Consider the following 16848-nt stretch of genomic DNA (forward strand, 5'->3'; position numbering starts at 1 on the left):
ATAAATTTTATATCAATCTGTTAGAATTCTTATTATTTTTTAGGAGCCTTTGGAGCTACTGTTAAAAACATACGTTTCCCTTCTAATTTTGGTAAAAGTTCTACTTTACCGTAATCTTCTAGTGCCTGAGCAAAGCGTAACAACAAGATCTCACCTTGATCTTTGTGCACGATAGCGCGGCCTTTGAAGTGTACGTATGCACGCACTTTCTCACCACTTTCAAGAAACTTAATCGCATGTTTCAATTTGAACTCAAAATCATGCTCACCAGAGTTAGGTCCGAAACGAATTTCTTTGATAACAGTCTGTTTTGCATTAGCTTTGATTTCCTTTTGTTTCTTCTTCTGTTCGTAAACAAACTTACTGTAGTCGATAATCTTACAAACCGGCGGTACAGCATTTGGCGAAATCTCCACTAAATCAAGTTCCAACTCATCAGCCAACTCTAACGCTTTGCGTGTAGGGTAAACTCCTTGTTCCACATTATCTCCTACCAAACGTACCTCAGGTACCTTGATTAACTCATTAATGCGGTGATCTGGTTCTTTCTTTCTCATTGGTGGTCTTGGACCACCGGGTCTTTTTAATGCCAAATGTTTAAAAATTAAACGGTTATTTCCTTAATTAATATATCTCTAAATTCGTCAGCAGTCATAGTTCCTAATTCTACTGAGCCATGTTTACGTACAGAAACTGTGCCATTTTCCACCTCTTTTTCCCCTACAATTAACATATAAGGAAGCTTTTTCACTTCGGCGTCTCTGATTTTTCTGCCCACCTTCTCGTCACGTAAGTCTATCAGTCCGCGAATATCGGAATTATTTAGCGAATTCAAAACATTTTGCGCATATTCTTCGTATTTTTCTGACACTGGCAAGACGATAAACTGCTCAGGCGCAAGCCATAACGGGAACTGCCCCGCACAATGTTCGATCAATACAGCCACAAAACGCTCCAGTGAGCCAAATGGTGCACGGTGGATCATTACTGGGCGATGCTTCATATTATCACTACCAGTATACTCTAATTCAAAACGTTCCGGTAAGTTATAGTCAACCTGAATTGTCCCCAATTGCCATTTACGTCCCAACGCATCCTTGACCATGAAATCCAATTTCGGCCCATAGAAAGCCGCTTCACCATATTCCACGACAGTTGGCAAACCTTTTTCTTCAGCAGCTTCAATAATCGCCGATTCCGCTAAAGCCCAGTTCTCATCAGTACCGATATATTTAGTACGGTTTTCAGGATCACGCAATGATACCTGCGCAGTATAGTCATTAAATCCTAAAGCCCCAAATACATAAAGAACTAAATCGATTACTTTTTTAAACTCATCTTTTACCTGATCCGGACGACAGAACAAGTGTGCATCATCCTGTGTAAAGCCACGTACACGTGTTAGCCCATGCAGTTCACCCGATTGCTCGTAGCGATATACGGCACCAAATTCGGCAAAACGAACCGGTAAATCTTTATACGAACGCGGCTTTACCTTATAGATCTCACAGTGATGCGGACAGTTCATCGGCTTCAACAAAAACTCTTCACCTTCAATAGGTGTTTTGATGGGTTGAAATGAATCTGCACCGTATTTCTCATAGTGACCAGAAGTCACATACAGTTGTTTATGTCCAATATGTGGCGTTACGACAGGCTCATACCCCGAGTTCAACTGTGCTTTTTGTAAAAAATCAATTAGTTTTTGGCGTAAAGCCGCCCCTTTTGGTAACCATAAAGGCAATCCAGCACCAACTTTCTCAGAAAATGCAAAAAGTTCCAGTTCCTTACCTAACTTACGGTGGTCACGTTTTTTTGCTTCTTCAATAAACTTCAAATATTCTGTAAGCTCCGATGCTTTCGGAAAAGTTACACCATAGATACGTGTTAATTGTTTCCGAGATTCATCACCCCGCCAATATGCACCGGCAACATTAGTCAGTTTTATGGCTTTGATAAATCCGGTATTCGGAATATGTGGCCCACGGCATAAATCTGTAAAATCACCTTGGGTATAAAAAGTAATCTTTCCATCTTCCAGATCCTTGATCAGATCCAGCTTATACTCATCCCCTTTTTCGGTAAAATAGGCTAAAGCATCCGATTTAGAAACGGCTTTACGTTCAAAGGTTTCTTTGCGTTTAGCGAGTTCTAACATTTTGTCCTCGATAGCCTTAAAGTCATCCGAAGAAAATTCGCGATCACCAAAATCAACATCGTAGTAAAAACCTGTTTCAATGGCTGGTCCAATACCGAATTTAATTCCCGGATACAATGTTTCCAGTGCCTCAGCAAGCAAGTGAGCCGAAGAATGCCAAAAAGTAGATTTTCCTTTTGTGTCATTCCAGGTCAACAACTTCACGCTAGCGTCTTCTTCAATAGCACGGGCAGAATCCCATACTTCACCATTCACCTCAGCAGCAAGAACATTTCTGGCTAACCCTTCAGAAATTGACAAAGCAATTTCTGCTGCAGTGATTCCTTTTTGATATTCTCTAACGGAACCATCAGGTAGTGTAATTTTAATCATTTACAACTATGATCTTTATATTGTTAAAAAATAGAAAACACAAAACAACATGTACAATTATGTTATTACACTTATGTTTTCAATAAATAAAGTGTGAAACAAATTTAGCAAAAATTCTGGTAATAAACAGTTTTTTTATGATCTCTTATCCCTTTTTCAGTAGTCCTTCATCTGGTAACACCGGATTCAAAAGAAAACAAAAAGCATCGCTCTCACAAAAACCTCCAAAATTACTATTCAATTTTCAATCCCATAAAAATGACATGAATTCCACTGAAAACAACAGTTTAAATTGAGCATATCATTAATATTTACTACTTTTGCAAACTCAAATTTTAACTATGTCGAATCAAGTACCAGAAGACGGAACACGATTACCTTTGATGGAAGAGTTCTACACCATCCAGGGGGAAGGTTACCACACCGGGACTGCTGCTTATTTCATCAGATTGGGTGGTTGTGATGTGGGGTGCCATTGGTGCGATGTAAAAGAAAGCTGGGATGCGTCTATCCATCCGCTTACAGCGGCAGATTCAATTATTGAAAATGCCAAGAAATATCCCGCTAAAACAGTTGTTATTACAGGTGGAGAGCCACTGATCTATAATTTGGATTACCTTACCAAGGGTCTGCATGCTGCCGGAATAAAAACTTTTATCGAAACATCCGGAGCATATCCGCTAAGTGGAGAATGGGACTGGATCTGCCTGTCTCCAAAAAAATTCAAAGCACCAAGAAAAGACGTGCTTGATGCTGCCGGGGAACTCAAAGTGATCGTTTTCAATAAAAGTGATTTTGCCTGGGGTGAAGAATATGCACAATTGGTCGGTCCGAATTGCAAATTATACCTTCAGCCGGAATGGTCCAAATCCAAAGAAATGACCCCGTCAATTATTGACTACGTCAAAGAAAATCCGAAATGGGACATCTCCCTACAGACGCACAAATTCCTGAATATCCCTTAAAAGGACATAAAAATAGTAATAAAAAAAGCATTCAATCTATCGACATTGAATGCTTTTTTTGTCATAACCGACAGCTGTTTATCTCAAAAAAAATACTAAATTATTTCACATATTCTTTTATAAATACATCGAATTCAAGCGTTTTTGTCTCCTCTCCTTCCTTATCCCGCACCAGAACTTTACCAGCACTGTCTACATCCAAAAATAACAGGTTAGGCTCAACAATAATTTTTCCATGCTCATCCAATAATCCTATTTTTCCTTCTTCTGAAAACATCAAATAATTACTCAAAAACTTACTTATGTTTTCCTTTTTATCCAGTAAAACCTTCCCTTCTTGAGTAACGAGTCCAAAACTTCCATCTTTCTGAAAAATAGCCAATCTTTCCGTTGCAGGAGTGAGCCAGTCGAACCCTGTTTTGTTTATTTTATTCCCCTTTTTATCCAGTAGCCAGAAGTAATTATCCTTATCTGAAACGATGGCAGTCTGATCATTAAAATAAGCCAAGGAAAAAAGTGAACAGGACAGCACTTCCTGCCCGGTTGTGCTCTTTATCCCATAATATTCATCATTTGTTTCCTTATCTTTCACCATGACCCACTTAAGCGATCTATCCAAAGGAAAAGTATCCTCAAATAAACTCACATCGTCGCCACCCTCCGAAGGACCATCACCTGAAATATCAACAACTTTAATATCCTGAGGCAATCGGAAATCTTTTACGCCCGCCACATTAGAAACTTTAGTTGTCTCGAAACCTAAATCCGTATTTTGGCCCAGCGACATTTTCAATACCGCTCCTGGCAAATCGTTTACGAAAGAAAACGCGGTCATGTAATATGCTGGTACTGCTTCAGAATACCACACCGTTGCTTCGGCAGAATCTGTTTGATTCTTAATCAATAATTTCGCTTTTTTACAAGTTACTCCAGCAATGTCCTCAATTTCACCCAGATCTTGCATCCACACGTAAGGACCCTCAGCATCTTTCAGCTTATTGCTGACAACTTTATAGGATGGGTGATAAGATTCTGCCGTGACAATATCGTCTCCTGCTGAAAAAGAATAGGTTTTTGCCAATTTTCTATTCAAAATAGCATGCTCTTTCTGATTAACAACAGCTGAAGAATAATTGGCATCTGCTAAGACTTCAACATTCCTATAGGCCGTCTTTCCTTTCAGAAAAGGCTCGTAAAACTCCTTTGCAAACTCTGGAATCTCATTTTCAAATTTTTCGGGTGAAATCTCACCTTTAAACACCAATTCCATCTGCCATTGTTTATCTTGCCCATGCACTACAGGAATAGACAATCCAAACAACAACGCCACTTTGAATAAATTCTTCATAAGAATGATAAATATGTAGCTAAATAACAAAAGATAGACCAAAAAGCCTATCCTTCCGCTATATTTTTTATTTAATTGCTTTTTTCCTTCTCAATTTTTTTATAAAAGGGATAAAAAAACAGCAAATCTTACATGAACTAGCATTACAACAATACTGTCCGTTTTGTTTTAACCGCCTCGTCACAAGCAAGCGCTATGCGTAAACTGTTGATGGCATCTTCCATGGAAGAAGACAGGTCAAGATCCGCTAAGATTGCCTGCTGAAAGAAACGCTGCTCCCTGTTACACAATTCCTGATGATCGGGTTCATCAGACAAGTTTATCCGTTCATCTTCTTTGATAAATTCATTACGGTCATCTAAATCAGCATAATGCACCCGTAAACTTTCTGTTTGCGTATGCGCTGCGACGGAATCCGATTTGCCTTCGTCACTAGCTTTGTCTGCAACAATGGACACTGAGCCCCGGGGACCGAAAACGTCTTTTACAAAAAATGCATTTTGGCTCACCATAGGGCCCCATCCCGCTTCATACCAACCGACAGACCCGTCCTCAAAATGCAACTGGAGCTGACCATAATTATAATTCCATGCCGGAATATCGTCAGTGAGTCGGGCACCAATCGCCGAAACACGCACCGGCTTAACACCCGCAATCTGACACATCACATCAATGTAGTGAACACCACAGTCAACAATTGGACTCAGACTTGACATCAGATTGCGGTGAACATTCCACATGTAACCATGGCTTTGTTGATTAAGGTTCATCCGCATGACCAAAGGTTTTCCCATGGTCTTTGCGATCGCTATAAACTTAATCCACGAAGGGTGGTAACGCAGAATATATCCCACCACCAGTTTTTTACCATATTTTATGGCAGCATTCACGACTTCTTCGGCTGAGGTTACATCTTCCGCCAAGGGCTTCTCAATGAAAACATGAGCGCCTGATTCGAAAGCCTTAATCGCGTAGTCTCTATGGGTATCCGGATAGGTCGCAATGCAGACAGCATCAGGTTTTGTCTGTTCCAACGCGAACTCATAAGACTCAAAAAGTGGATATTCGGAACCTAATTCCACATTAAGTTTACTTTTGCTATCTCCTCGAGCAACCAAACCAACGATCTCAAATCCATCCAGATCATGATAAGCTTTAGCATGGGAAGCGCCCATATTACCACAGCCTACCACCAATATTCTAATAACTTGCATCAATTATTCGTTTAAACTAAATTTTATTTTCTTAACCCCTCCAACGCAAAAGCAGATCCCGCACCTAACACTGCACCGGCCAATACATCCGTAGGATAATGCACACCCAAATACATCCTAGAATATCCAACACCAGAAGCCCAGAGTAATGAGGGTGCAACAACATACCATTTTGAATAAGCCCGGGACAACGCAGAGGCCGTCGCAAATGCTGATGAGGTGTGTCCAGAAGGAAAAGAATAACCACTTGCCGTACGAACGGAAATAAAGTTAGGATATTTTTTAAATGGTCGGCTCCGCTTGATCAAATGCTTTATTCCAACATTAACTAAAGCAGTCACTGCAGTACTACTCGCAACGTAGAGTGCATTTTGACGCATTGCTTTGTCATTATTGATAGCCCCTGCCACCAATAAACCAACTGGTACTGCTACCTGTACATAGTTGTTGATATCAGAGAGCACTTTGAAGGTTTGTGTCTGAGGTTCACTTCTCGTTTCTGCAATAGATTCCAAAATACGGATATCCAACGTAGAAGCTGGCTTCTCCTGAGCTACTGAAGCACCAGACAGATAGGTTATCCAGCTTATTAAAATAAAAGCTATTCTTTTCATCTAGCATAAATTATTTTTCCATATTATAATTCAGTTCCTTTTTACCCAATTAAATTATTTTCAGCAATATGACCATTGAGATTATCTAAACTGCTTCATCGTCTTATTCAACATTTTTTTGTTGATGAGCAATATCAATTTTAAATGACTTTATCCCTTAAAAATAAGGAAATTTCTAAGAATTGTTAGTCTATGTTTCAAACTTTATAACAAACAGCGGGAAATTTTAGAACCTGAAACCGCCAAGGATCGAATTTTTAAACTTTTTAAAATGATATTTTGTATTTCCCATTAATTTACTATACATTTGCCTCCAGTTATTAATACAAACATGGTCTATACCTACGTACATCATTTTCATTTGCATCATCGCCAGTGTGGCGATATGTTGATTTAATGTGTTCTTACGTAGAATACCTTCCCTCTTGTTTGATTTCTTATTATTAATAATTTACTGCTAACATTTATAAAGCGTTGAAAAATCTTAAAATTGCTATCCAAAAATCGGGTAGGTTAAACGAAAAATCTGTTCAATTACTGAAAAACTGTGGTTTAGATTTCGAAAACTACAAAAGCTCCTTAATTACTACTGTAGGCAATTTCCCCTTAGAAATACTATTTCTTAGAGATGATGATATCCCAGGCTATGTTGAGCAGGGTATCGCCGATCTAGGCATTGTCGGCGAAAATATCATTGACGAAACAGAATCAAAAGTAGAATATATTAAACGGCTTGGCTTCGGAAAATGCACATTAAAACTAGCGATACCGAAAGATAGTCTTATTCAAGACATCAAAGACCTCAATGGCAAAGCAATCGCAACCTCTTACCCCAATATTCTTAAAAATTTTCTTGATGATTATAAAATCAATGCAGATATACGATTAATATCTGGATCTGTAGAAATTTCACCTGGTCTTGGACTTAGTGACGCAATATGTGATATTGTTTCTACAGGTGGAACATTGAAAAGCAATGGTCTCAAACCTTTTGCGGATGTCAAAAATTCTGAAGCGATATTAGTCGGACGAAAAGGCCTTGAAGGAAATGAAATCCTTGCGGAATTAGTGCAGCGTATCGAATCTGTTCTATTGGCTAAAGAAACCAAATACGTCGTATTGAATGTGGAGAAGAAAAATCTTCCGGCAATCACTTCCTTATTACATGGTGTAAAAAGTCCCACGGTGGTCCCACTAGCTGAGGAAGGCTGGGTGGCAGTACACACGGTTATTACTGAGGACGATTTTTGGGATAAAATCAACAAATTAAAAACAGAAGGTGCACAGGGTATCGTTGTGATGCCAATCGAAAAAATCATTCTTTAACCCTCATCGATTCTTACGACCATGTTAAAAAAATATGATTACCAATCGCTAGAAAAAGAAGAACTACTCCAATTAATTGACCGGAATACAGACCCGAACAATGCAATCCAGGATGTGGTCCAAGATATTATTCAGCAGGTACGCATACAAGGTGACACTGTCTTACGCGAATATGCTGCAAAGTTTGATAAAGTGCAACTTGAAAAACTCTTTTTAGATGCGGATGATATCGACGATTTATCGGCGACTATACACCGCGACCAACAGCGCGCTTTAGAAATTGCCTTCCAAAATATCCACAGATTCCACAGCACGCAACTTAAAAGGGAACGTACGGTCGAGACAATGCCCGGTGTGAAATGCTGGCGGGAAATACGGCCGATAGAAAAGGTAGGACTCTATATACCTGGAGGTTCTGCCGTTTTACCGAGCACCCTATTAATGTTGGGAATTCCGGCTCGAATCGCAGGATGTAAAGAGATCGTAGTTTGTTCCCCGCCACAATCCAATGGGAAAATTAATGGGTTTGTCGCTTATTGTCTAAAATTGCTAAACATTAAGCGTATTTATCTTGTCGGCGGCGCGCAGGCCATTGCAGCCATGGCATTCGGCACCCAATCTATTCCCAAAGTTGACAAAATCTTTGGGCCGGGAAACCAATTTGTCACGAAAGCAAAAGCAATCATACAAGGATTAACAAATGTTAGTATCGACATGCCTGCCGGCCCATCTGAAGTGCTTGTTATTGCCGATGAATCTGCAAACCCCGCATTTGTGGCTGCTGACCTTCTCGCGCAGGCAGAACACGGTGTAGACAGTCAGGCTGTGTTAGTTGCTACTTCGACCGCAATTGTAGATGCTGTTAATATACAACTTGACAAACAATTAGCTGTACTACCACGCAAGGAACTTGCTTCAAAAGCGATCGAAAACTCTTATGCAGTCACGGTAGGCAACCTTCAGGAAGCCATACAGTTTTCGAATGAATACGCTCCTGAGCACCTTATTTTAGAAACGGATCAATGGGCACCCTTGACACGCTATATCAGCAATGCTGGTTCTGTATTCTTAGGCCACCTTACACCAGAAAGTGCGGGTGATTACGCATCCGGAACAAATCATACCTTACCAACCTCTGGCTATGCCAGGTCCTATTCCGGTGTTTCAGTGGATTCTTTTGTAAAGAAAATAACATTTCAGCACATCAATGAGACCGGACTTCAACAAATCGGATCTACGGTCGAAATACTTGCCGAGCTCGAAGGACTACAAGCACATAAAAATGCCATTTCCATCCGCACCGAACCCGTATAAGCTAGTGGAACTGAAAAAATAAAAAAAGCGGCCGAACATTGTACGGCCGCTTTTTTTATACTTCTGAATCAGACATAAAATCCTAAAGAAAATTACCTTCCGAATGTGTCATAATTATCTGTCGCATACTTCTCGAATCTCGTGAGAAGAGCAATATTGTCTTTTTCCAATGGACTCAGATCCGAACTTACATCTTTCGAAACCGGCACATACCAATCTACTGGATCGAAGAACTGACGGATAGCGGGTTTAGTAAAAGCATAGCCATGCCGTGCGAAAATCGTATTTCGGATAATCTCCAGATCTAATTTCTTCAGATTTTTCAAATCTTTTTCCACCAACTTTTGTTTGGAAGCATTTATACTGAATACGGCTGGGGAAGCAGATCGATAATATTCCATCACATAGGTATAAGTCGAATCACCGTCTTGATCTGTCGCTTCTTTCTTTTTAGCATTGATCCAATCGACCAAAGTTCCATATTCTTCATCTTGACTATTAAGCATCAGATTTGGATTATAGGCAAACTGTTTCTTTAATAATTTGAAATGCCTTCTTTTAATCTTCACACTCTGGTCGTAGGCTACCCAGCTACCGATCAGCGTATCATTCCTCAGCTTTATTTCAAAACGCCCGTCTGATTTTTTATCTCCTGGCTCATCTAATAGCAGCTGTATTACATGCGCGTCGCCTTCAAGTTTTCCCGTCAACGAACGCAAATTTCCTTTGACTACATTTTGTCCGAAAACACTCCCTTTATCTGTTATTTTTTTGATGGTCAGATTTATTTTTGGATTATAATCTGTATTTGGCAGCTCCTCACCTTCCTCAAGTAAATTTTCATCAATTACAAAATCTCCCACCCAGTTGCCATAAAGCTCCTGGTGCGCTTCACGCTCGAGGACAACGGAGTCCAGTGTTATGGACTTAATAGCCTTTTTATTTGCTCCATCCTTACAACCGATCAAGACAGAAAGCAATAACAATAAATAAATATTCCCTTTCATTACTTTATATTTTTTTAAAAAAATGACTTCGTGCCATTTATGATTCGGATCAATCATAATAGTTCAGTAAATTATGATTTTTTCGATAAATAATGAACTCCGCAAGTAGTATATTAGGTATCCAACCCAACCAGGCAATTAGCTGATAAAGATCCATCGGATTGGGATGGAAGAGATAAACCAGCATTACCTTCCAAAAGCGCAATGTAATCGCTGAACAGGTCAGTGCAAAACTGCGCAGCATAAAATCATGGTGGAGATTAATTTTTTTCTGAATTGCCAGACGCACTGCTTGCAATGTAAAATAGAACCAGCCCAGGGCAAGCAGTTCAAAGGAGATGATGGCAAATAAACCACCATTGGCAACAAAACCAATTAAGGCACCGGAAGGTGCAGCGAAGCCCAAAATACTGAGCACATACACATAACCAATTGTCCGGTGCAATCGCGGATATTTTGTCAGTAAACCTAAATTAAATTGGGTAAAACCAGCTGGTAAGGCAAGAATAGCAGTGCATACATGGGTATAAAAAACATACTTGTACCACCAAAGCTCCTCAACTTCAGTTTGTTTGGTCATTAGAAAATTAGCATCCAACGCAAAACTGTGGTATCGCCAGGTGATTTCTACCATCAACGTACAGCTGTAAGCAAAAATCAAAAGCCAAAATCCATTCAATATCGAAATTTGGATTTTTTTTTCCATGACGAGTTTATTTATTTACTTCGAATTGCTTCGACAGGATCCAACCGCGAGGCCATTAAAGCCGGAACGATCCCTGATATTAGGCCAATAAAGGTCGAAAGAGAAACCGTAAGAATGACCATCTTTAAGCTGACGACAATGGCCACGCCAGTAGCCAATTGAACGATAAAAGCCAGAAAATAGACAACGACAAGACCAATCCCGCCCCCCAGTAAACAAAGCACGATAGACTCAATGAGAAACTGCGATAAGATGAAGAAGTTTTTAGCGCCTAATGCTTTTTGAATTCCAATAATATGTGTTCGTTCCTTGACACTGACAAACATGATATTCGCGATACCAAAACCACCAACTAAAATAGAAAAAATACCAATGGAAAAACCAGCAAGATTGATGATACCAAAAAGCTGATCCAAAGCGCCCGTAATCATCGTTGTCTGGTTAATGGAAAAGTTTTCTTCACGTTGCGGGGCAATGCGACGGATCGAACGCATCAATGTTTTTGCTTCACTTTCCGCCTCCCCCAAGGTATAATTCGACTTGATCACCATGGCTATACTCGGCGAGAAATTATCATAATTGACAAGATTACGGGCCAATTCAAAGGGAATAAAAGCCGTATCATCAGGTGATGTATTGATTAATACTCCATTACCCTCTTTTTTTAACACGCCGATAACCTGAATTTTCCTGCCCAACATACTGATATACTTCCCTACGGGCTCCTCATTTGGAAAAAGACCCTCCGCGATGTTGGCTCCTAATACCGTTACAAGAGCTCCACTTCTTGATTCACTTTCGGCAAAATATCGACCGTCAACAATATTTAAGTTTTGGATATATAGATTCTCATAGGTAGCTGCATTTACGGAAGAGCCTTGGGCCGAGTTGTTCTTATATTTAATCGTCGTATTGCCGATATTGATCATATACGCCATATACTCGGCCGTGGTCATACGACTTCTTAAATCCTGGTAATTATTGTAGGTAGGTTCGGGCCTATTCAAATATTTCCACCAAGGATAATTAGGACCGCCATCCCAGGGCCATTTTTCGATATAAAGCGTCTTACTGCCGATCTTCTTGACAGATTCCTCAATATTATTACGTAAGGTATCTACCGCTGAAAACACACCTATAATGGTAAAAATACCGATGGTCACGCCCAGCAAGGAAAGCAAGGTACGTGTACGATTGTCCTTTAATGCCGAAAACGCAAACTGACAACTTTCCAATATTAATCGAAGGAATAACATAATTGCATTCTAAAATACAATATAGTTTTGATTTAATGTCAAAATCAATAAAAATATATGCATAAATTAGAAATAAGGCCTTTTGATACCCAAAAAAGTTATAACTTTGTATGCTTTTTGCAACCTAGTATTTAGTGCACTGTAATGCACTGAAAGGCAGACATTAATATATATATCATTAAAGATGAAGTTATCTCAATTTAAATTCAACTTACCAGAATCATTACTTGCTTCTGAACCTTCTGAAAATCGTGACGAATCGCGTTTGATGGTCTTACATCGGGATACTGGTAAAATTGAACACAAAATTTTCAAAGATGTATTGGACTATTTTGACGATAAAGACGTCATGATATTAAACAATACAAAAGTTTTTCCAGCGCGCCTATATGGTAATAAAGAAAAAACTGGAGCTACGATTGAAGTTTTCTTGTTACGCGAATTGAACAACGAGCTTCGTCTTTGGGATGTATTGGTTGATCCCGCACGTAAAATCCGTGTCGGCAACAAATTGTATTTCGGTGATGATGATCTATTGGTCGCCGAGGTTGTTGACAATACGACTTCACGTGGACGTACAATCAGATTTCTGTTCGATGGTACTGACGAAGAATTCCGTCGCAACATTGAGATTTTGGGTGAAACGCCACTTCCTAAATATATCAAACGTAAAGCAACTCCAGAGGACAAATTCCGTTACCAAACTATTTATGCCAAAAATGAAGGCGCTGTTGCAGCACCTACAGCCGGTCTTCACTTTTCCCGTGAATTAATGAAGCGTTTGGAACTTAAAGGTGTGGATTTCGCCGAAGTTACATTACATGTGGGTCTTGGCACCTTCCGTACTGTTGAAGTGGAAGATTTGACTAAACATAAAATGGATTCGGAGCAATTTATTATTACGGATGAAGCTGCAAAAGTAGTGAACAGAGCAATTGACAATAAACGTCGCGTATGTGCTGTTGGCACGACATCCATGCGTGCGATTGAATCCTCTGTGTCCGCAGATCATCACTTAAAGGCTGCTTCAGATTGGACAAGTAAGTTCATCTACCCTCCGTATGATTTCAGCATTGCAAATTCAATGATTACCAATTTCCATACACCGGAATCTACGTTATTGGTCATGATCGCAGCATTTGCGGGATATGAGAATGTAATGAATGCCTATGAGGTTGCTGTAAAAGAAAAATACAGATTCTACAGCTACGGGGATGCGATGTTGATTATCTAAACAGAGTAGATTAAAAATAGCTTGAAACGTGGGTAGCTTGTAAACTATCCGCGTTTTTTTAAATAAAAACACCCCATATCTGTCTATGAATTTTGTCATTATCGTTGCCGCCGGAACCGGGAGTCGTATGAATAGCGACTTACCGAAACAGTTTCTTGATTTAAACGGTGTACCGGTGATTATGCATACCATCGATCATTTTCATCAGTCATCAGCGATTTCGGAGATTATCTTGGTCATCAGCAAAGAAATGGAGCAATTCTGGACGGATTTATGTTTAAAACAGCATTATCGCACGCCAGTTCATTTGGCTTTTGGCGGTGATACTCGTTTCGCGAGTGTAAAAAATGGCCTCGCATATATCCAGAAAAATTTTGAATTAGGAACAAATGATTATATCGCCGTCCATGACGGTGCCCGTCCCATTGTCTCCAGTTCTTTAATTGCTAGGGCATTCCAAGGGGCATACGAGCATCAAGCCATTGTCCTAGCGCGAAAGAGTATTGAGTCGGTCCGGACCGGCAACAGTACATCAAATAATGCCGTCGATCGAAATCAGGTTTGGTTGGTACAGACCCCTCAGGTATTCCATGCAGAATTGCTAACACGAGCCTACTGCCAAAAAGAGGATCCTTTGTTTACGGATGATGCCTCAGTGGTCGAAAAACTGGGCAATCGCATTGCTATTGTTGAGGGCGATGCTAAAAATATTAAAATCACCTATCCACAAGATCTACAAATTGCCCAGTTTTATTTGAACCTGATTAAAAAGTGAATTGCTATGCGTTACCCCGAATGACGCGCAACAGCACGACAATAATTGCAATGACCAAAAGGATGTGAATAATGTTATTTCCGGCTGCATAACCTCCAAAAAAACTAATCGCCCAGATGATCACTAAAATAACGGCGATGATGTACAATAAGTTTCCCATTTCTTTATAATTTAATACCTTATTCTGTTTTATATAGGTATAACAACAAGAAATGCACTAAAGTTTTATATTAAATGGATTCGTCAAGAATGATCTGCAATTGATCGTAAGCGAAGTATATATTGGGTGGTAGTTCTTCCGACACCTCCGCATGTAAACCCATTCGATGCCCAATATGTGTAAAATAGGTCTTATCAGCATTAATATCCTCTGCAAATGTTATCGCCTCCTGCAGGGTTAGATGGGAAATATGGGATTCCTTTTGCAGTGCATTGACGACCAAAATTTTTACACCTTTCAGTAGTTTCCTGGATTCTTCGGAGATAGATTTCGCATCGGTAATGTAGGCAAAATCATCTATCCTAAATCCAAGCACAGGCATTTTATAATGCATTACCTCGATAGGCATAATCTCTTTTCCAAATAGAAATAATGGCTCCCCTGCTTTTATTTCTTCTAAATCCAATCGCGGAGCTCCGGGATATTTTATTTCAGTAAAGGCGTAGTAAAATTCACGTTTTAGGGCTTCATGAAGTGCTTTTGTTCCATAAATAGCAATGGAAGAATGCTGCTGATAATTAAACGCCCGTACATCATCCAGTCCAGCTATATGATCTTTGTGCGGGTGTGTCATCAATACGGCATCCAGATGCAGTACTTTTTCACGCAACATCTGATAGCGAAAATCAGGACCGGTATCGACCACAAGCGTATGATCATTATATTCAATAAGAATAGAAGAACGTAATCGCTTATCATGTTTGTCCTGAGATTGACAAACCTGACATTGGCACGCAATAACGGGTACCCCTTGTGATGTTCCGGTTCCTAAAAATGTTATTCTCAAACTATTGTCTTTGATTTCAATACCTCTTCATAAATCGGGAAAAGTTTTTCAGAAATAACCTCTGAATCAATTTCCACTTCCAATAAAATATTCCATAAGGACTGGATTTTTATCTCCAGATTGGAAAACTTATTCACAACCACAACTTTTGTCGCCTGTAACATGCAGGCCCCGGTGCGGAATGAACCTTTTTCATATCTTACTTTAAAGCCCTGTTCTTTAAAAAACTCCTCTATCTTTGTTAAACTACTCTGTGTAAACGGCAACAAAATCTCTCCTTCTTTTTAGTTTTTTTCTCAGTATTCCAAACTTAGATAAATTTGCCTTTATATACAAATAAATTCACTTACACACATTTTCCAGGTGTTTAAAATGCGATTTCAAAAACAGCTATAGCACGGCATATTCTCGTTATTTCCGGGTATCAATCGATTAATTTAAGAAGCTCGTTTCCAAAGGTGTACCAGCTAAATTTTTTCTTTTCGTCTATAATATTTGTTCTGAATTGTGCTTCTTTATCGTGACGATAGAAAGATACGATTCCATTGACGATACTGCTCACATTGGGTTCTACCACATAACCTACGCTGCCGTCCTGTACCAGTTCGGGTAAGCCACCGACATTACTTACAATCATCGGTAAATCGAAGTGATAAGCAACTTGTGTAATGCCACTTTGTGTGGCGGTTCGGTATGGCAACACAACACAGTCAGCAGCTGAAAAATACCAGCCAACCTCATGATTGGGAATAAAATCAGTACGCATATAGATCCTATCTTCCAAATGGTGTTTTTTGATAAGCGCCAGATATGGTGCTGGGTCTCCGTAAAACTCTCCGGCTAATAGCAATTTGATATTTAATTTCTGAATCTGTATGTCCGCTAAAGCTTCCAATAGCATATCCAACCCCTTATATTGTCGAATAAACCCAAAAAACAAAATAACGCGATCTTGCCGATCGATATTCAGCAACTTACGCGACTCAACCTTACTCAAATGGAGTCCATAATTATCGTAAAGAGGATGAGGTGTGTAGACAGCAGGCATACGTGGGCTCAACATCTTTAAGTCTGCTAATACGCTTTTGCTCATAGTGACACAGGCATCCACAGATTTTAAAAAATAACGGATTAGCCATTTGTCGCCGAACCGCTTTTCATGCGGAATAATGTTATCCGCAATACAAACGATCTTGGTGTATTTATTTTTTCGTACTTGGCGTTGAATTGTACCTAGGCAAGGACTAAAAAAAGGCATCCAAAAACGAACGATGAGTAGATCGTATTTTGCTTTTCTGAGTTCCTTTCCGATGCTCAACCAATTCAAGGGGTTGATTGAATTAACTTTAGTCTTGATATTCAGACCTAACGGCGGAGATTCATCCGAGTATTGGGATTTGCCAGGAAACAAAAAATTGGGATACTGTAAAGAAAAAGAATAAATATCCACCTCATGCCCCAACGTTTGAAAGTGGGATGCTAATCGTTCGTTGAAAGAAGCAATCCCCCCTCCTCTTAAAGGGTATGCAGACCCTAGGATCACGATACGCAT

At 39.6% G+C, this 16848-nt stretch carries 17 protein-coding genes; 5 read left to right on the forward strand and 12 right to left on the reverse strand.

Annotated elements, in window-relative coordinates:
- Window positions 1-32: 32 nt before the first annotated feature.
- Window positions 33-593: a translation initiation factor IF-3 gene (gene infC, locus HPC41_RS13855; RefSeq protein ID WP_083295912.1), complete on the reverse strand. Its 561-nt coding sequence runs from the start codon at window positions 591-593 to the stop codon at window positions 33-35.
- Window positions 594-604: 11 nt separating this feature from the next.
- Complete coding sequence (gene thrS / locus HPC41_RS13860) at window positions 605-2530, reverse strand: threonine--tRNA ligase (protein ID WP_172394572.1); 1926 nt, start codon at window positions 2528-2530, stop codon at window positions 605-607.
- A 341-nt stretch (window positions 2531-2871) separates the two neighbouring features.
- Between thrS and HPC41_RS13865 the strand changes: the two genes are divergently transcribed.
- Window positions 2872-3495 carry a 7-carboxy-7-deazaguanine synthase QueE gene (locus tag HPC41_RS13865; protein WP_104382573.1) on the forward strand — a complete coding sequence of 208 codons (624 nt, stop codon included), beginning with the start codon at window positions 2872-2874 and terminating at the stop codon, window positions 3493-3495.
- A 100-nt stretch (window positions 3496-3595) separates the two neighbouring features.
- Here the strand turns inward: HPC41_RS13865 and HPC41_RS13870 are convergent, their stop codons facing one another.
- From HPC41_RS13870 to HPC41_RS13880, 3 genes are all read right to left on the reverse strand, one after another.
- Window positions 3596-4843 carry a hypothetical protein gene (locus HPC41_RS13870; RefSeq protein ID WP_172394573.1) on the reverse strand — a complete coding sequence of 416 codons (1248 nt, stop codon included), beginning with the start codon at window positions 4841-4843 and terminating at the stop codon, window positions 3596-3598.
- A gap of 143 nt (window positions 4844-4986) precedes the next feature.
- Window positions 4987-6057: a Gfo/Idh/MocA family protein gene (locus HPC41_RS13875; RefSeq protein WP_172394574.1), complete on the reverse strand. Its 1071-nt coding sequence runs from the start codon at window positions 6055-6057 to the stop codon at window positions 4987-4989.
- Window positions 6058-6080: 23 nt separating this feature from the next.
- Window positions 6081-6671 carry a phosphatase PAP2 family protein gene (locus HPC41_RS13880; RefSeq protein ID WP_172394575.1) on the reverse strand — a complete coding sequence of 197 codons (591 nt, stop codon included), beginning with the start codon at window positions 6669-6671 and terminating at the stop codon, window positions 6081-6083.
- A gap of 474 nt (window positions 6672-7145) precedes the next feature.
- On the opposite strand from HPC41_RS13880, the gene hisG reads away from it, so the two are divergent.
- Both hisG and hisD read left to right on the forward strand, forming a co-directional pair.
- Window positions 7146-7997 carry an ATP phosphoribosyltransferase gene (gene hisG, locus HPC41_RS13885; protein ID WP_172394576.1) on the forward strand — a complete coding sequence of 284 codons (852 nt, stop codon included), beginning with the start codon at window positions 7146-7148 and terminating at the stop codon, window positions 7995-7997.
- 21 nt (window positions 7998-8018) lie between these two features.
- Window positions 8019-9311 (forward strand): histidinol dehydrogenase, encoded by a 1293-nt coding sequence (gene hisD, locus HPC41_RS13890; protein ID WP_172394577.1) that lies wholly within the window; start codon window positions 8019-8021, stop codon window positions 9309-9311.
- Window positions 9312-9403: 92 nt separating this feature from the next.
- Here hisD and HPC41_RS13895 read toward each other — a convergent pair whose 3' ends face one another.
- From HPC41_RS13895 to HPC41_RS13905, 3 genes are read right to left on the reverse strand one after another with little or no spacing between them, the layout of a single operon-like run.
- Complete coding sequence (locus HPC41_RS13895; protein WP_172394578.1) at window positions 9404-10318, reverse strand: YARHG domain-containing protein; 915 nt, start codon at window positions 10316-10318, stop codon at window positions 9404-9406.
- Between the two features lie 49 nt (window positions 10319-10367).
- Complete coding sequence (locus tag HPC41_RS13900; RefSeq protein WP_172394579.1) at window positions 10368-11024, reverse strand: DUF2306 domain-containing protein; 657 nt, start codon at window positions 11022-11024, stop codon at window positions 10368-10370.
- Between the two features lie 11 nt (window positions 11025-11035).
- Complete coding sequence (locus HPC41_RS13905; RefSeq protein ID WP_343043832.1) at window positions 11036-12259, reverse strand: ABC transporter permease; 1224 nt, start codon at window positions 12257-12259, stop codon at window positions 11036-11038.
- 205 nt (window positions 12260-12464) lie between these two features.
- Here HPC41_RS13905 and queA point away from each other — a divergent pair, with 205 nt between their 5' ends.
- Window positions 12465-13514, forward strand: coding sequence for a tRNA preQ1(34) S-adenosylmethionine ribosyltransferase-isomerase QueA (gene queA, locus HPC41_RS13910; protein WP_172394581.1), 1050 nt, complete (start codon window positions 12465-12467; stop codon window positions 13512-13514).
- Window positions 13515-13599: 85 nt separating this feature from the next.
- Window positions 13600-14289, forward strand: a complete 690-nt coding sequence (locus HPC41_RS13915; RefSeq protein WP_172394582.1) for a 2-C-methyl-D-erythritol 4-phosphate cytidylyltransferase — start codon at window positions 13600-13602, stop codon at window positions 14287-14289.
- Window positions 14290-14293: 4 nt separating this feature from the next.
- Here the strand turns inward: HPC41_RS13915 and HPC41_RS13920 are convergent, their stop codons facing one another.
- From HPC41_RS13920 to HPC41_RS13935, 4 genes are all read right to left on the reverse strand, one after another.
- On the reverse strand, window positions 14294-14449 hold the full coding sequence (locus tag HPC41_RS13920; protein ID WP_104382583.1) for a lmo0937 family membrane protein: 156 nt from the start codon (window positions 14447-14449) through the stop codon (window positions 14294-14296).
- Between the two features lie 70 nt (window positions 14450-14519).
- Window positions 14520-15296 (reverse strand): MBL fold metallo-hydrolase, encoded by a 777-nt coding sequence (locus HPC41_RS13925; RefSeq protein ID WP_172394583.1) that lies wholly within the window; start codon window positions 15294-15296, stop codon window positions 14520-14522.
- The gene (locus HPC41_RS13930) at window positions 15293-15562 is read right to left on the reverse strand and encodes a hypothetical protein (RefSeq protein WP_233789172.1); all 270 of its coding nucleotides are present in this window, start codon (window positions 15560-15562) and stop codon (window positions 15293-15295) included. Before HPC41_RS13930 ends, HPC41_RS13925 begins: the two co-directional genes overlap by 4 nt.
- A gap of 158 nt (window positions 15563-15720) precedes the next feature.
- On the reverse strand, window positions 15721-16848 hold the full coding sequence (locus HPC41_RS13935) for a glycosyltransferase family 4 protein (RefSeq protein ID WP_172394584.1): 1128 nt from the start codon (window positions 16846-16848) through the stop codon (window positions 15721-15723).

This window comes from Sphingobacterium prati, assembly GCF_013167215.1.
Taxonomy (GTDB): domain Bacteria; phylum Bacteroidota; class Bacteroidia; order Sphingobacteriales; family Sphingobacteriaceae; genus Sphingobacterium; species Sphingobacterium prati.

Bases quoted from the DNA above. Each gene is read 5' to 3' on its own strand.
- thrS (WP_172394572.1), bottom strand. From the start codon at position 2,530: ATGATTAAAATTACACTACCTGATGGTTCCGTTAGAGAATATCAAAAA.
- HPC41_RS13865 (WP_104382573.1), top strand. From the start codon at position 2,872: ATGTCGAATCAAGTACCAGAAGACGGAACACGATTACCTTTGATGGAA.
- HPC41_RS13870 (WP_172394573.1), bottom strand. From the start codon at position 4,843: ATGAAGAATTTATTCAAAGTGGCGTTGTTGTTTGGATTGTCTATTCCT.
- HPC41_RS13875 (WP_172394574.1), bottom strand. From the start codon at position 6,057: ATGCAAGTTATTAGAATATTGGTGGTAGGCTGTGGTAATATGGGCGCT.
- HPC41_RS13880 (WP_172394575.1), bottom strand. From the start codon at position 6,671: ATGAAAAGAATAGCTTTTATTTTAATAAGCTGGATAACCTATCTGTCT.
- hisD (WP_172394577.1), top strand. From the start codon at position 8,019: ATGTTAAAAAAATATGATTACCAATCGCTAGAAAAAGAAGAACTACTC.
- HPC41_RS13895 (WP_172394578.1), bottom strand. From the start codon at position 10,318: ATGAAAGGGAATATTTATTTATTGTTATTGCTTTCTGTCTTGATCGGT.
- HPC41_RS13900 (WP_172394579.1), bottom strand. From the start codon at position 11,024: ATGGAAAAAAAAATCCAAATTTCGATATTGAATGGATTTTGGCTTTTG.
- queA (WP_172394581.1), top strand. From the start codon at position 12,465: ATGAAGTTATCTCAATTTAAATTCAACTTACCAGAATCATTACTTGCT.
- HPC41_RS13915 (WP_172394582.1), top strand. From the start codon at position 13,600: ATGAATTTTGTCATTATCGTTGCCGCCGGAACCGGGAGTCGTATGAAT.
- HPC41_RS13920 (WP_104382583.1), bottom strand. From the start codon at position 14,449: ATGGGAAACTTATTGTACATCATCGCCGTTATTTTAGTGATCATCTGG.
- HPC41_RS13935 (WP_172394584.1), bottom strand. From the start codon at position 16,848: ATGCGTATCGTGATCCTAGGGTCTGCATACCCTTTAAGAGGAGGGGGG.